This window comes from Microbacterium sp. NPDC057741, from assembly GCF_042798735.1.
In the GTDB taxonomy this organism is placed as follows: domain Bacteria; phylum Actinomycetota; class Actinomycetes; order Actinomycetales; family Microbacteriaceae; genus Microbacterium.
In genome coordinates this window covers 1097347-1112505 of the sequence record NZ_JBHVJW010000001.1, presented here as the reverse complement: position 1 = coordinate 1112505, position 15159 = coordinate 1097347, and the positions used below count along the sequence as shown (strand labels likewise).

The window sequence follows — 15159 nt, the reverse complement described above, 5'->3', positions numbered from 1 at the left end:
CCTAGGCTGGCCACGTCATGCCAGCCCGAGTTCACGCCCTTGTCGTCACGCGCTCCGGTGAGTCCGCGCGCACCCAGCTGATCCGCACCCTCGACGCGGTGCGCGCGCAGCGCCTTGTCCCCGAGGCGGTCACGATCGTGGTGACCGGCAGTATCGCCGGTATCCGCGGCGACGGTTTCCCCTCGATCGTCGAGGGCGTCGTCGAGACTCGTCAGGGGCTGTCCTATGCGGACGCCCTGCAGGCCGCATACTCGCGCGTCCCGGAGGGTCGCGCGGTCTGGCTGCTCGCACAGGACACGGTCCCCGAGCCCGATGCGCTCGAACTCCTCGCAGGAGCACTGGAGCGATCGCCGTCCGCGGCCATCGCTGCGCCGAAGCTCACCGATGAGGGACACCGCGAGATCGTCTCCCTCGGCGTGAGCATGACCTCGCTCGGCCGCTCCGTCGAGCTGGCCTCCGGCGAACTCGATCAGGGGCAGCACGACGGCGCCGATGACGCCCTCAGCGCAGACATCCGCGGAATGCTGGTCCGCACGGAACTCGTCCAGAGTCTGCGCCCCGACCCCGCGCTCGCGGGCGCCGATGAGGGGCTTGACCTCGGCATCCGTGCCCGTCTGGCAGGCGGCAGGGTCGTGCTCGTCCCGGCGGCGCAGGTGGCGGTCCGCGACGATGGACCCGCCGCGCTTCCGCAGCGCGACTCGCAGCGGGCCTGGGCGACCCGTCTCGCGCAGTTGCACCGCCGGCTGACCTATGCACCCATGCCGGCCGTGCCGCTGCACTGGCTCACGCTTCTGCCGCTCGCCCTGTGGCGCTCCGCGGCGCACTTGATCGGCAAGCGCCCGGCGGCCGTCGCACCCGAGTGGGGCGCCGCGTTCACCGAGATGCTGCGGTTCGGCTCCATCGCGCGATCGCGCGCGGCTCTCGCCGCCGTCCGCACCTCGGGCTGGTCCGCGATCGCCCCCCTGCGCATCACCCGCGCCGAACTGCATCGCAGCCTGGATGACGGATACGGCAGTGAGGGCGGCGCGGTCAGCGAACTGCGCTTCTTCTCCGGCGGCGGCGCCTGGGCGGTGCTCGCCGCACTCGTCGTGAGCGTCGCGAGCTTCACCACCCTGCTGGCCTGGCCTGGAATGGGCGGCGGCGCGCTGCTGCCGCTGCGCGACACGGTGTCGGCGCTCTGGGCGGATGCCGCATGGGGGCTGCGCGGGATGGGGCTGCACACAGTCGGCCCCGCCGACCCGTTCTCCGTCGTGGTCGCCGTGCTCGGATCGCTCTGGCCGGGCTGGCCGTCGCGCGCCATGGTGCTGCTCTGGATCCTCGCCCTACCGCTGGCCGTCCTCGGCGGATGGTTCGCGGCGACCCGAGTGACGGATCGTTCGGGCCTGAGAATCCTGGGCGGTGTGGCCTGGGCTCTCGCCCCCACATTCCTGACGGCTCTCGTGCAGGGACGCCCTGCCGCCGTCATGCTTCACCTGCTGCTGCCGTGGGCGGTGCATGCGGCGGTTGTCGCGCACCGCTCGTGGGGAGCAGCAGGGGCGGCGTCGCTGCTGCTCGCCGCATCGCTGGCCTGCGCGCCGTCGATCGCTCCTGCAGTCGTCGTCCTGTGGGCCGTCGCCCTGATCCTCGTGCTCGTCCGCGGTCGCATCCACGGCGCTGCGCGCCTGATCTGGACGATCATCCCCGCGGTCGCGCTGTTCGCGCCGCTGGCATGGGCGCAGTTGCGGCACGGCTCGCTGATCGCCCTGCTCGCCGACCCCGGCTCGGTCTGGCCTGCGGGACCGCAGGCCCCGGCGGATGCGGCCGGTCGAGGTGTTCTGGCCATGGGCTTCCCCTCGATGGACATCGCCAGCTGGGACTCGGTCGCCGGTGCACCGCTCGCGGCAGTGCCGCTGCTGCTCGCTCCGCTCGCCGCGCTGGCGCTGATCGCTGCGGTCGCGCCGCGTTGGCGTGCGGGAATCATCCTGCTCGTGGTGACGGTGGCGGGGATCGGCACGGCGCTCCTCGCCGTCGGCATCGTGGTGAGTTTCTTCCACGGCGATAGCGCGGCGATCTGGCCGGGTGCGGGACTGAGCCTGGCGTGGGTCGGTGTCGTCGGCGCGGCTCTGGTCACGCTCGACACCGCACTCACGCTTCCCTGGCTGCGCTCGGTCGCGGCCGTGGTGGCAGGACTGGCACTCGCGGTGTGCGCGCTGCCCGCCCTGACCGCGGAGCACCAGGAGCGGGCCGAGCTGAGCGCGGCCGCCGCGCAGACGCTACCCGCTCTGGTCGCTGCCGAGTCGAATGACGACGCCGGCACGCTGGTGCTGACCCCGCGCGATGATGGGGCACTGGCGACGGACGTCGTCTGGGGGGCGGGCCGCACGCTGGGCGCGCAGACCACCATGCTCTCCACCGCCACCGAGCCGCGTGATGACGGCGTGAGCGTGCTCGCGGTCGATCTGCTCTCCGCCCGGGACTACGACGCGGCCAAGTCTCTCGCCGCTCGAGGGATCTCGTTCGTGCTCCTCGCGCCGGGGGGATCCGACAAGGGCGAGGCGCTGCACAGCGCCGCGGCCACCGCGATCGGCCAGCGCGCTGGCTTCGTCAAGGCCGGTGAGACCGTCCGCGGTGTGCTGTGGCGCGTTGAGGGCCGCGTTGCGGGACGGCCCGGCCTGAATGATGCTCAGCAGGCCGCCGCTCGACTGGTGGTGCTGCTCCAGCTGATCGCGGTGATCGCCGCGCTGCTGCTCTCGATCCCGACCCGCGCGTCCCGGCGCGCTGCGCGTGCGCAGTCCCGGATCGTCGGGAGGGCACCGGAGGAGCCCGTGGTGATCTCACGTCGGCGTGACGTCCTCGCCCTGGCCGACGCGGAGGCCCGCGAGCTGGCGAGCATAGCCGGTGAGGGGACGGCTGTCGTCGTGCCCGCATCCGCGGAGCCGGCGCCTCCGGCCGAGGTGCCGGAAGTCCCCGCCGCCCCCGATCCCGCCGCATCCGATCCCGCCGCATCCGATGATGAGGAGAACCGATCATGACCGCGAACCGCGCCCTGCGCGTGGCGGCGACGAGCGCGCGCGTGCTCACCGGAACGATCGTCGCTGTGGGATGCGTGCTCGGCGTCTTCGCCGGTGTGGCCGCCCCCTGGCCCGGCGTCGAGCATCAGCCGGCGAAGGTCAGCGTCGCCCCCGTGCCGGGGGACAGCGTGCTGGTGTGCAACGGGTCCTTCCGCGTGCTCGGTCGCGACACCACCCAGGCCGACCTGATGATCTCCGCCGGCGTGCCGCGCACCGTGATCGGCGGATCCGACGGCGATCCGACATCCGCGTCGCTGGACATGCCCGAGCTCGCGGGTGGATCCGGCGCGCGCAGTCTCACCGGTCAGGTGCGCGACCGCAAGGCACCGCTGATCGCAGGCTCGGAGTCGCTCATGCTGAGCACGGAGGACGTGGTGGGACTCTCGGCCTCGGCATGCCGGGCGCCGCAGATGCAGACCTGGCTCGTCGGTGCGGACGCATCCACCGGTGCCACCGATGTGATCGTGCTCTCGAACGCCTTCGACGTACCGTCCACCGTGACGCTCACCGTCTTCGGCGTGCAGCGCTCGTCGAGCACGCAGACAGTGCCGGCGCGGACGCAGATCGCCGTGCCGTTGGCATCGATCGCTCCGGATGAGACGAGCCCCGTGATCCAGGTCGCTGCGGACGGCGCTCCGGTGAGGGCCGCTCTGCAGTCCTCGTTCACGCAGGTGCTGCGGCCGATCGGCGCAGACGTGCAGGACGGCATGGACCAGGCGCAGCGATCCCTGGTGATGACCGGTGTGCAGGTGACCGCCGCCGCAGGCGAGGGCGATGTCGGCACGGTACTGCGGATGCTGGCACCCGGTGTCGACAGCGACGCCGTGATCACCGTGCGCCGCGAGAACGGCGGCGATCCCACCGAATACCGCATGAGCCTGCTCAAGGGTGTTCCGAGCGAGCTCTCGCTCGGCGACGTGCCCGTCGGCTCGTACGACATCGAGATCGCGGCCGATCAGCCGATCGTCGCGGCTGCCAGGCAGACGGTCGCCGACGGGCCCAGTGCGGACTTCGCCTGGATGACCCCCGCGCCGGAGCTCACCACCGATCTGATGTTCGCCGTGCCTAGAGGGCCGTCGCCGCAACTGCATCTGGCCAACCCCGGCGACGCGCCGGTCGAGGTCACCCTCGACGACGACGGCGACGAGCGCACCGTCGACGTGCCGGCGGGGGATTCCGTGTCCGTGGAGCTGCGACCCGGATCGACGCCGGTGCTCTCGCCCTCTGCGCCCGTGCACGCCTCGATATCGATGCTCGAGCAGGGGGCCGGGCTCGTGGTCGACACCGGCACGGACACGGCACCGCCGCCCACCGCGCCCCCGACCGCGGAGGAATCGGTCGGCATCGCGGGTTGGCCGCTGTGGCCGGACGCGCAGCGTCAGCCTGCGATCATCGTCTACCCCTGACGTCCGACCGTCGGGGTCAGCCCTCGCGACCGAGTTCCCAGGGCTCCCGCCCGACGTACTCCGCGGCGGCGTGGAACACGGCGCTCTCGATCGCGTAACGCCGGTGGTAGGCGTCGTCGTGGCCCTTGGGCAGCAGCCGTTCGATCGGCACGCGGTACAGGGAGATGCGCTGCTGCTGGTGGTCGATCCGCCAACGCGGCACTCGATCCGGCCGGTCGTGCAGCGGCATTGCGGCGATCTCGAATCTCACGTCGCGCAACTCCGGCCAGGTTCCGCGGAGAAACTCGACCGCGGTGCCGACCGTGAGGTCGAACCTGTCGATGCGTCCGTCGAGCGGCGGCAGCGGGGGACGCACGACCTCGCTGCGCCCCAGGCGTCCGTGCCTGCCGTGCCGGGCGCCGCGGGCGACGGAGGCACGGGACGAGCGGCGACGGGGCATGGGGCCAAGTCTATCCGCGCGGCATCTGCCGTGGCCCGCGCGGCATCCGCCGGTGCGGACCGTGCGCGCGTAGCCTGAGGGAGATGGACGGACGACTGTGCTCGAAGGTGGGCTGCGCGCGCGAAGCGGTCGCGACCCTGACGTACGACTACGGTGACCAGATGGCCGCGCTCGGGCCGTTGGGGCCTGCAGGGCACCCGCACGCGCACGACCTGTGCGGGCCGCACGCGGATCGTCTCTCCGTTCCGGCCGGATGGCTGGTCGTGCGCCACGAGGCGCTGCGCGCCTGACGCGTCGGGGCAGAATCAGGGGAAACCCTTACATACCCGGAAATCATTATTGGCTAGGCTGATCGCGGATGCGCCAGGGCGGCGCCTCCGGAAAGGGCAGCCGTGCTTGTCTGGCGTCGTGTGGTTCTCCCCGTCATCCTGGTCATCGTGCTCGGCGCGGCAGCCGCAGCACTGGTGAAACTTGCCTTCTTCCCTGACGATCAGCCGGTCGCCGCGGCCGAGCCTCGTGCGAGTGTCGCCGATCCTGTCGTCGCCGTCGAACGTGGATCACTGACGAATGCGCTGGGACTCGACGCGAACATCGCGAGGGATGAGGCCTTTCCCGTCCGCAGCCAGGTCGAGGGGACCGTGGTCGACGTCCGCGTCGCCGATGGCGCCACGGTGAAGAAGGGTCAGGTGCTCTTCACGGTGAAGCAGCTCGACCCCGTGAAGAAGGTCGACATCGTGGCACCCGAGGCGGGAGAGATATCGGAGATCGCCGTCGTCAAGGGACAGGGGACGACGGTCGGCGGCGACGTGTTCACGCTCACGCCGTCGCGCTATCACGTGCTCGCCACGGTGCAGCCGGCACAGCTGCACCGGCTGGTCAACGCCCCTGCCGAGGGCCAGGTGACGATCACCGGCGGACCCGCCCCGTTCGCCTGCACGGGCGTGCGCACTCAGGTCGCCGAGGACGGGACTGCGAGCGTGAGGTGCGCGGTGCCCGCGGGGCAGACCGTGTTCGCGGGACTGCCGGCCAAGCTCGATCTCGCCCTCGGCAAGGTAGCAGACGCCCTCGTCGTGCCCGTGACGGCGGTCAAGGGCGGGGCGGGCAGCGGCCTCGTGTGGCTCGACGCCGGCGAAGGCGTCGAACCGGAGGAGCGCACCGTGAAGCTCGGCGTGAACGACGGCGACAGCGTAGAGGTCATCGAGGGCCTGGCCGAGGGCGATCAGATCCGTCAGTACGTGCCTGGCTTCGCGGCGCCGACCGAGGAGAACTGCTACGACGATGGAACGGGCGGCCAGATCTGCGAGTCGGGGACGAGCTGGTGAGCCTGGTCGTACTGCAGGACGTCGCGAAGAGCGTTCGTCTGCCTGATGACTCCCTGCTGCAGATCCTGCGCAGCGTGAGCCTCGAGGTCGACGCAGGCGACCATGTGTCCATCGTCGGGCGCTCGGGATCGGGCAAGTCGACGCTGTTGAACATTCTCGGCATGCTGGACACGCCGAGTTCGGGATCGGTCTCGTTCGAGGGCCGCGAGGTGCGGAGGATGCGGGCCGGCAGGCTGGACCGTCTGCGCGGCGCGAACGTCGGCTTCGTCTTCCAGCAGTTCAACCTGCTGCCCGGTCGCACCGCACTCGACAACGTGATGATGCCCCTCGGGCACGCTCGAGGGCGGATGTTCTGGAACCGCCGCAGCATCGCGGCCGACATGCTGGAGCGAGTGGGGCTCGGGCACCGCATCGACCAGGTCGCCGATCGGCTCTCCGGCGGCGAGCAGCAGCGCGTCGCGATCGCCCGCGCGCTGGTGCGCCGACCTGTGCTGATCCTCGCCGACGAGCCCACCGGCGCCCTGGACATCGACACAGGCGCGACGGTGATGGCGCTGCTGGACGAGGTCGCCACCGAGACGGATGCCGCGCTCGTGACGATCACCCATGACCTGCACGTCGCGGCGCGGGCGCGCCGGCACTACCGGCTGGATGCCGGAGTTCTGGCCGAGGCGGACCTGAGGCGCGCATTCGAGGCGTCGACCCTGCAGATCGAGGAGGCCGTCCTGTGACCGGCCTGCTGGGCGCCCTGGCCGATGCCTGGGCCGAGATCCGCGTGCACAGGATGCGCGTGCTGCTGAGCCTGATCGGCATCGCCGTTTCCGTGGCTGCGCTGACCGCCGTCATCGCCTTCTCGGAGTACTCGATGCAGAGTCAGATCGAGCAGTCCGATCGCTACGGCGGCCGGGCGGCGACGGTCGCGGTCACGCCGCTGGACGAGACCGGAACACCGGTCGACGTCGCTGCTTTCCAGGCCAGATTCGACCGCGTGGCGGAGCGCTATGGGTTCTCGCACGTCGCGCGCGTCGTCGACGGCGTCGAGGTGCAGGTGCAGTCGCCGGACGGCGTGCGCGCGACGATGGCGCGCCTGATCGATCCCTCGTATACCGTCATCCACCGTGAGCAGCTGCTGGTGGGCCGCGAGTTCAGGGCCGAGGACGTGGAGGCGCTGGCTCCGCCGGTGATCATCAGCGAGCCGATGTGGGAGCGGCTGGGCAGCGTCCCGCTGGATCAGCATCCGACGATCTCGCTGGTGGGCGACGCCGGCGGCACCTACCAGATCGTCGGCGTGCGCCCGAAGCAGTGGCCGGGCGACGGGGATGTGCGCATCGACCTGCTCCTCGACTCGTACGCGTCGCGGGTCGACGGGCTGCCGGAGGGCGCCCAGCCCCGATGGGACATCTGGATCGGCGCCGAGGACGTCAGCTCGGTCGGGCCGGTGCTCGCCATGGACCTGCGCTCCGGGCTGCCCGACGGCCAGGATGTCATGGTCGACCGGACCGACATCGGCGCTCAGTCCGGCTATGCGGAGAGCATGCGCATCCAGGAACTGGTCATGGGCGGGATCGCCGGCCTGATCCTCGCGCTCGGGGCGCTCGGCCTGATCAACATCCAGCTCGTCGCAATGCGGCAGCGGGTGCGTGAGATCGGCGTGCGGCGCGCCTTCGGTGCGACCACAGCCAGGGTGTTCAGCACCGTCTTCCTGGAGAGCCTGGTGGCGACCACCGTGGCCGGTGTGATCGGCATCGCGCTGACCGTGGCGGTGCTGCGCTGGATCATGGCAGCGGATGTGATGAGCATGAACCTTCAGGACGTGCCGCCTTTCCCGATGCGAGCCGCGCTGACCGGGCTGCTCGCCGCGGTGATCGTCGGGGCGCTGTCCGGGTTCATCCCGGCACTGGTGGCGCTTCGGGTGAAGGTGATCGACGCGATCAGGTTCTGAGGTCTGCCGGGCAGGGGCGTGCGGGTGTCAGACGCGTACGCGTCGCCCGGTGAGCCGTTCGGCGCGGTCGTCGGCGAGCTCGAGTGCGCGCGTCTCACGTGCACGCCGCAGGGCGGTGATCGCAACCAGCAGCGTCTCGGAGGGGACGGGCGGGATCGGCGAGACGAACGGCGCCGCCTCGGCTGCGAGCTCGTCCGCCAGACGGACGCGGGCGGCCGGGCTGAGCATCGCCGCGCTGGACAGGAACTGCGAGATGCGCCGAGCGAGCCGGTCCGGCAGCTTCGCGACATCCGCGATCCGCGCCCACTCCGACATCCCCTGCGGAAGCATCGGCGGGAACGTCACCAGCGCGGGCACGCGCACACGCTGGCTGTATGTGCCGGCGACCAGGTCGCCGAGTCGCTGTGACCGTGGCGTGAGGGCGCCGGTGATGATGGCGACGCTGCCGAGCGTCATGTACACCTCCAGGACGCCCAGCAGGCCGCGGATGAAGGAGTGCCGGAACCCGATCGCACCGCCGTCGACCCGTACGATCCGCCCGCCGACCGCCAGCTTGCCGAGGCTCCGGCCGCGCATCGCGACCTCGACGGTGACCGGGAGAACCAGGAAGCTGATGACGATCGCGGCCACCTGGTAGATGCGCACGGTCGCATCGTCGAACGCACCGATCCCGTCGAGCCAGATGCCGAGGAAGACGAAGGCGATGTACACGCCGAAGCCGAGCAGCATGTCGATGATCGCGCCGGCTGCGCGCAGGATGAAGCCGATCGGCTGTGCGTCGATGGCGACCGCCTCGCCGGACAGGATCTCCTCGGACGCGTCGATCGGCAGGGACATGAGTACAGTAAATCAGGTGGATGCCGATGCCCTCGCCGATGCGCGCCGCCAGGAGTGGGACGCCCTAGACCGGCTGAGTCGCACCCGTCACCTCGACGGCGCGGGGGTCGACGCGCTGATCGTGCGATATCGTGCGGCGTCGGCCGACCTCGCCGAGCTCAAGACGTCCGTCGGGGAGTCGCCGCAGAGCGCCTACCTGTCCACTGTGCTCGGCGCCGGCAGGCTGCGTCTGACCGGTGCATCCGACGGGGTGCTGGCGCAGGTCGGCAGGTTCCTCGGGTCGCAGCTGCCCGCAGCGCTGTACCGGGTGCGGTGGACGACGCTCGTCATCGCCGTCGGTTTCGTGATCATCGCCGCACTGGTGGCCGCGTGGGCGGCATCCGATCCGGCGCTGGTGGCGACGCTCGGCCCACCTGATCTGCTCAAGCAGTACGCCGAGGAGGACTTCACCGGCTACTACAGCGAGAATCCGGCGGCGGAGTTCGCCGGCATGGTGTGGACCAACAACGCCTGGATCGCGCTGCAGTGCGTGCTGTTCGGCATCACCGGCATCTGGCCGCTCTACATGATGGTTCAGAACGCCGTGAGCATCGGGATCGCCGCCGCCATCATGGCCGCGCACGGCCGGCTCGACGTGATGGTGCTGTACATCCTTCCGCACGGGATGCTGGAGATGGCCTGCATCTTCGTCGCAGGTGCAGCGGGGCTGCACATCTTCTGGGCCTGGGTCGCGCCGGGGCGGCGCACGCGTGCCGAGGCGCTCGCATCCGAGGGGCGGTCGCTCGCCACGGTGGCGATCGGACTGATCTTCGCGCTCTTCCTGTCCGGCCTCGTCGAAGGATTCGTCACCGGCTGGGGACTGCCCTGGCCGGTCAAGCTCGGCATCGGCGCCGCGGCGCTCGCGGTCTTCCTGGTCTACATGCTCGTGGTGGGCGGCCGTGCGGTCCGCCGCGGCGAGACCGGCGACCTGGTCGAGTACGAGGCGGGCACCCCGCGCCTGGTCGCCGGCTGACCGCAGCCGGCACGAAGAAGGGGCCGGCGCGATGCGCCGACCCCTTCTTGATCCGTGCGGATCAGATCTTCTGCGTTGCGTCGAACAGCGCCTTGTAGGCGAAGCCCGCGAGCAGCGCGCCGACGATCGGGAACACCAGGAACACCCACAGCTGGCCGAGCGGGCCGACGCCGCCGTAGATCGCCGCGGCGATCGAACGGGCGGGGTTGACGGAGGTGTTGTCCACCGGGATGGAGATCAGGTGGATCAGCGTCAACGACAGGCCGATCGCGACTCCGGCGAACTTCGTACCCCGCTCGGGGTGCGTGGTACCGAGGATAACGAGCACGAAGATTCCGGTCAGGATGACCTCGATGATCATCGCGGCCGGGAGCCCGAACCCGCCGGGGGAGTGCTCGCCCCAGCCGTTGCTGGCGAAGCCGGCATCCTGTGCTCCCTTCAGCCAGCCTTCCGGGCCGAAGATCCCGATGAGCACGAGGAAGGTGGAGGCGATCGCACCGCCGACGATCTGCGTGATGATGTACGGCACGACGTCCCGCCAGGGCATGCGGCCGGCCGCCGCGACGCCCAGCGTGACGGCGGGGTTGAAGTGACCGCCGGAGATGGGGCCGAAGGCGTAGGCGCCGACGAGCACCGTGAGTCCGAACGCCAGAGCCACCGGGAGGTAGACGCCGGCGTTGGGCGAGGGGTCGACGTACAGGTTCGAGGCGAACACAGCGGTGCCGACGCCGCCGAAGACCAGCAGGAACGTTCCGAAGCCCTCTGCGGCGAGTTTCGCGCCGAGCGCGGGAGTCGCCGGGGACGGGGAATCAGTCATTTTCTCTGTCCTTACCTTGTGGAAGCCACGGCGGTTGCCGGACTTTCACATGATTCCGCACTCTCAGCGAATGCACAGCCGGGACACGCCGCCGGGCGACACGCCCGTGACACGACCCCTTTCTTGAATGAATCAAAACAGCTAGGCTGTGGAGCATGTCCGTCCCCCTCGCCGCCGCTGCCGACATCGCCATCCGTGGTGCGGGCCTTCGGATCACCGATTCCCGTCGCGCGGTGTACGACGCACTCCGCGAGCATCCGCATGCCAGTGCCGACGAGGTGCACGAGAAGGTGCGGGTGCACGTCGACTCGACCAGCATGCAGTCCGTCTACAACGCGCTCGGCGACTTCGCCGCCGCGGGCCTGGTGCGCCGCATCGAACCCGCAGGGCACCCGATGCTCTTCGAGTTGCGCGTCGACGACAACCACCACCACCTGGTGTGCACCGGCTGCGGCGCGGTCGAGGACGTCGACTGCGCGATCGGCTCCGCACCCTGCCTCACCCCCTCCGATGACCGGGGCTTCACCATCTCCTCGGCAGAAGTGACGTACTGGGGGCTGTGCTCCCGCTGCGTGCTGAACCGTGACTGAACCGACCACGACCACACACGAAGAAGGAAAGCAATGACTGACGTGACTCAGACCGAAGCCGCCGCAGACGGCTGCCCGGTGATCCACCAGCCGAAGGGGACCGCGAGCGGCCCCGGCAACCGCCAGTGGTGGCCGAACCAGCTGAACATCAAGGTGCTGGCGAAGAACAACGAGAAGCGCAACCCTCTCGAGGGCGACTTCGACTACAAGGCCGCCTTCGAGGCCCTCGACCTCGACGCCGTGAAGGCCGACATCGCGGAGACGCTCACCACCTCGCATGACTGGTGGCCGGCGGACTTCGGCAACTACGGCCCGCTCATCATCCGCATGGCGTGGCACAGCGCGGGCACCTACCGCGTGACCGACGGCCGCGGCGGTGGCGGCACCGGCCAGCAGCGCTTCGCGCCGCTGAACAGCTGGCCCGACAACGTCAACCTCGACAAGGCCCGCCGTCTGCTGTGGCCCGTCAAGAAGAAGTACGGCCAGTCGATCTCCTGGGGCGACCTGATGATCCTCGCCGGCAACGTTGCGCTCGAGGAGATGGGCTTCGCCACCTTCGGCTTCGCCGGCGGCCGTGTCGACGTCTGGGAGCCCGACGAGGAGATCTTCTGGGGCCCGGAGGCCGAGTGGCTCGCCAACAAGCGCTACACCGGTGAGCGCGACCTGGACAAGCCGCTCGCCGCCACTCAGATGGGTCTCATCTACGTCAACCCGGAGGGCCCGGACGGCAACGCCGACCCGCTGCTCGCCGCGATCGACATCCGCGAGACCTTCGCCCGCATGGCGATGAACGACGAGGAGACCGTCGCGCTGATCGCCGGTGGCCACACCTTCGGAAAGACGCACGGCGCGGCCCCCGACACCAACGTCGGTCCTGATCCCGAGGACGCACCGATCGAGCAGCAGGGCCTGGGCTGGAAGGGCTCCTTCGGCACCGGCAAGGGCGACGACCAGATCGGCTCCGGCCTCGAGGTCACCTGGACCTACCACCCCACCCGCTGGGACAACGAGTTCTTCCACATCCTGTACGCCTACGAGTGGGAGAAGTTCGAGAGCCCGGCCGGCGCGCAGCAGTGGCGGCCGAAGAACGGCGCCGGTGCCGACATGGTTCCGCTCGCGCACTCCGACGGCCGTCGCGAGCCGCGCATGCTGACCACCGATCTGTCGCTGCGCTACGACCCGATCTACGGTCCGATCTCGCAGAAGTTCCGTGACGACCCCGACGCGTTCGCCGACGCGTTCGCCCGTGCCTGGTTCAAGCTCACTCACCGTGACATGGGCCCGCTGGCCCGCTACCTCGGCGCCGAGGTGCCCGAGGAGAAGCTGATCTGGCAGGACGTCGTCCCGACCGTCGACCACGAGCTGATCGACGACGCGGATGCCGCGGCGCTCAAGCAGCAGGTGCTCGAGAGCGAGCTGACCGTCTCCGAGCTGGTCGCCACCACCTGGGCCGCCGCGTCGACCTTCCGCGGCAGCGACAAGCGCGGTGGCGTCAACGGCGCCCGCATCCGCCTCACCCCGCAGAAGGACTGGGAGGCCAACAACCCGGCACGCCTGCAGAAGGTGCTCGGTGTGCTCGAGGGCATCCAGTCGTCCTTCAACGACGCGCAGACCTCGGACAAGAAGGTCTCGCTCGCCGATCTGATCGTGCTGGCAGGCAACGCGGCGGTCGAGCAGGCCGCCCGTGAGGCCGGCGTCGAGGTCACCGTACCGTTCCACGCGGGACGCACGGATGCCACGCAGGATCAGACGGACGTCGAGTCGTTCCGCTACCTGGAGCCGGTCGCCGACGGCTTCCGCAACTACCAGGGTCCTCTGGCGGAGCAGCCGGCCGAGTTCCACCTGCTCGACAAGGCCAGCCTGCTCACGCTGACCGCTCCCGAGACGACCGTGCTCGTCGGCGGTCTGCGCGCCCTCGGCGCGAACTGGGACGGTTCCGAGTACGGCGTGTTCACCACGCGTCCGGGCGTGCTCACGAACGACGTGTTCGTGAACCTGCTCGACCTCGGCACCACCTGGACGCCGCTGGACCCGGGCTCGCACGCCTTCGAGGGCCGCAAGGACGGCTCGGGCGACCTGGTCGGTCGTGGCACGCGTGTCGACCTGCTGTTCGGCTCGAACTCCGAGCTGCGCGCGCTGGCCGAGGTGTACGCCTCGGATGACGCGAACGAGAAGTTCGTCCGCGACTTCGCCGCAGCCTGGGGCAAGGTCACCGAGCTGGACCGCTTCGACCTGGTTTGAGCTCCATGCTCGAACGGCCCTCGCACCTCCGGTGCGGGGGCCGTTCCGCTGTCTACCTGCGGACGGCGGACGGATCTGCGGCGGGCGGGAGAGTCACCGGCGTGTCGTCCGGCATCCGCCGTTTCGTCCGCCGGCTGCAAAGCCGGGTCCGGATGGCCCGGGATCCGGATGCCGGGGGTCAGAGCCTGCCGGCGGCCTTCAGTTCGAGGTAGCGGTCCGCGATCCGCGGGGGCAGTGCCTCGGGGTCGGCGGCGATCGCCTCGCCGCCGGCGCGGCGGATGGCGTCCGCGACGTTCTCCGCATCACGCATCGTGCGCTCCGCCGCAGCGGCGAGATACACGTCGGCGCGGGAATCGCGCTGCCGCGCCAGCCGGGCGATGCCGTCGTCGGTGGTCGAGCCGACCAGCACGGTCGTCGCACGGGAGGCCTGCGGGAAGGCGCCGAGGAACCCGCGCGCTGACTCCGCGGCGTCCTGCGCAGTGAGGACGACGATCAGCGAGGGGCGCGTGGTCATCGAGCGGATCGCCGCGAACGCGCTCGGCCAGTCGGTGTCGATCAGCTGCGCATGCACCGGGGCCATCGCGTCGCTCAGCGCCGGCAGCAGCGGGGCGCCGTCGACGCCGGTGACCCGTGCCCTGGTGACGCGGTCGTACATCAGCAGGTGCACGTGGTCACCGGCGCGGTTCGCGAGGGCCGCGAGCAGCAGGGCGGCTTCGAGCGAGGCGTCGAGGCGGGTGCCGTCTCCGACACGTGCGGCCGCGGTGCGGCCGGTGTCGATCAGGATCACCACGTGGCGGTCGCGCTCCGGCCGCCAGGTGCGCAGCATCGTCGTGCCCGCGCGGGCGGTGGCGCGCCAATCGATCGAGCGCACGTCGTCTCCGCGCACGTACTCGCGCAGCGAGTCGAACTCGGTGCCCTGCCCGCGGACCTGGATCGACGTGTTGCCGTCCAGCTCGCGCAGCCGTGCCAGCCGGGAGGGCAGATGCTTGCGCGAGGCGAACGCCGGCAGCACTCGGATGCTGCCCCGCACGTCGTGTCTGGCCTGACGGCCACCGAGGCCGAGCGGTCCGCGGGAGCGGATGACGGCGAACTCGCTGACGAGCTCGCCGCGACGGCGCGGCAGCAGCGGTACAGCGGCGCGACGCCGCTCTCCGGGCGGCACGACCATGCGCGCGCGCCCGGTCGGGGCGCCGGCCGTCGGCTGCCAGGCGTCCCGGACGAGGGCGTGCACGGTGCGTCGTCCGGTGTTCTGCAGTGCGATGCTGGCTTCGACCGGCTCACCCATCCGCGCCCGTCCCGGAATGCGACGGGTGACGGTCACCTGACGTGCGCTGGCCGCGAGCAGCACGTCGAGCGAGATCAGTGCGACGCACAGCGCGATCCAGAGGCCGAGCACCGCCCACGCCGACACACCGGTCGCGCTCAGCAGCACGATCGGTATGACGCCGAACCCGACGAGGACGGCGAATCGTCCGGTGAAGAACACTGGCTCTCCTCAGCCGA

Annotated in this window: 13 protein-coding genes; 9 read left to right on the top strand and 4 right to left on the bottom strand. The window is 70.6% G+C overall.

The window, feature by feature from the left end; translation table 11 throughout:
• The first annotated feature begins 17 nt into the window (after positions 1 to 17).
• Together ACFVDO_RS05350 and ACFVDO_RS05345 are read left to right on the top strand one after the other, a co-directional pair.
• Positions 18 to 3011, top strand: a complete 2994-nt coding sequence (locus ACFVDO_RS05350; protein ID WP_378856839.1) for a glycosyltransferase — start codon at positions 18 to 20, stop codon at positions 3009 to 3011.
• Entirely contained in the window at positions 3008 to 4456 is a 1449-nt protein-coding gene (locus ACFVDO_RS05345; RefSeq protein WP_378856837.1) for a DUF5719 family protein, read from the top strand. The genes ACFVDO_RS05350 and ACFVDO_RS05345 overlap by 4 nt, the downstream gene beginning before the upstream one ends.
• Before the next feature lie 16 nt (positions 4457 to 4472).
• On the opposite strand, the gene ACFVDO_RS05340 is transcribed toward ACFVDO_RS05345, so the two are convergent.
• Positions 4473 to 4895 (bottom strand): hypothetical protein, encoded by a 423-nt coding sequence (locus ACFVDO_RS05340; protein ID WP_378856835.1) that lies wholly within the window; start codon positions 4893 to 4895, stop codon positions 4473 to 4475.
• 83 nt (positions 4896 to 4978) lie between these two features.
• Here ACFVDO_RS05340 and ACFVDO_RS05335 point away from each other — a divergent pair, with 83 nt between their 5' ends.
• The 4 genes from ACFVDO_RS05335 to ACFVDO_RS05320 all read left to right on the top strand — a co-directional run bounded on the left by ACFVDO_RS05335 (position 4979) and on the right by ACFVDO_RS05320 (position 8159).
• Complete coding sequence (locus tag ACFVDO_RS05335; RefSeq protein ID WP_378856833.1) at positions 4979 to 5185, top strand: DUF3499 family protein; 207 nt, start codon at positions 4979 to 4981, stop codon at positions 5183 to 5185.
• Between the two features lie 120 nt (positions 5186 to 5305).
• Positions 5306 to 6217 (top strand): efflux RND transporter periplasmic adaptor subunit, encoded by a 912-nt coding sequence (locus ACFVDO_RS05330; RefSeq protein WP_378856831.1) that lies wholly within the window; start codon positions 5306 to 5308, stop codon positions 6215 to 6217.
• Positions 6214 to 6948 carry an ABC transporter ATP-binding protein gene (locus ACFVDO_RS05325; protein WP_378856829.1) on the top strand — a complete coding sequence of 245 codons (735 nt, stop codon included), beginning with the start codon at positions 6214 to 6216 and terminating at the stop codon, positions 6946 to 6948. Before ACFVDO_RS05330 ends, ACFVDO_RS05325 begins: the two co-directional genes overlap by 4 nt.
• Positions 6945 to 8159, top strand: a complete 1215-nt coding sequence (locus tag ACFVDO_RS05320) for an ABC transporter permease (protein WP_378856827.1) — start codon at positions 6945 to 6947, stop codon at positions 8157 to 8159. The genes ACFVDO_RS05325 and ACFVDO_RS05320 overlap by 4 nt, the downstream gene beginning before the upstream one ends.
• A gap of 27 nt (positions 8160 to 8186) precedes the next feature.
• On the opposite strand, the gene ACFVDO_RS05315 is transcribed toward ACFVDO_RS05320, so the two are convergent.
• Entirely contained in the window at positions 8187 to 8996 is an 810-nt protein-coding gene (locus ACFVDO_RS05315) for an RDD family protein (RefSeq protein ID WP_378856826.1), read from the bottom strand.
• A 16-nt stretch (positions 8997 to 9012) separates the two neighbouring features.
• Here ACFVDO_RS05315 and ACFVDO_RS05310 point away from each other — a divergent pair, with 16 nt between their 5' ends.
• Positions 9013 to 10008 carry a stage II sporulation protein M gene (locus tag ACFVDO_RS05310; protein WP_378856824.1) on the top strand — a complete coding sequence of 332 codons (996 nt, stop codon included), beginning with the start codon at positions 9013 to 9015 and terminating at the stop codon, positions 10006 to 10008.
• A gap of 61 nt (positions 10009 to 10069) precedes the next feature.
• Here the strand turns inward: ACFVDO_RS05310 and aqpZ are convergent, their stop codons facing one another.
• The gene (gene aqpZ / locus ACFVDO_RS05305; protein WP_378856822.1) at positions 10070 to 10825 is read right to left on the bottom strand and encodes an aquaporin Z; all 756 of its coding nucleotides are present in this window, start codon (positions 10823 to 10825) and stop codon (positions 10070 to 10072) included.
• A gap of 155 nt (positions 10826 to 10980) precedes the next feature.
• On the opposite strand from aqpZ, the gene ACFVDO_RS05300 reads away from it, so the two are divergent.
• The gene (locus tag ACFVDO_RS05300; RefSeq protein ID WP_378856820.1) at positions 10981 to 11415 is read left to right on the top strand and encodes a Fur family transcriptional regulator; all 435 of its coding nucleotides are present in this window, start codon (positions 10981 to 10983) and stop codon (positions 11413 to 11415) included.
• Positions 11416 to 11448: 33 nt separating this feature from the next.
• Complete coding sequence (gene katG / locus ACFVDO_RS05295) at positions 11449 to 13656, top strand: catalase/peroxidase HPI (RefSeq protein WP_378856818.1); 2208 nt, start codon at positions 11449 to 11451, stop codon at positions 13654 to 13656.
• Between the two features lie 178 nt (positions 13657 to 13834).
• Here katG and ACFVDO_RS05290 read toward each other — a convergent pair whose 3' ends face one another.
• A complete protein-coding gene (locus ACFVDO_RS05290) occupies positions 13835 to 15142 on the bottom strand; it encodes a DUF58 domain-containing protein (protein WP_378856816.1) in 1308 nt (435 codons plus the stop codon).
• Between the last annotated feature and the right edge of the window lie 17 nt (positions 15143 to 15159).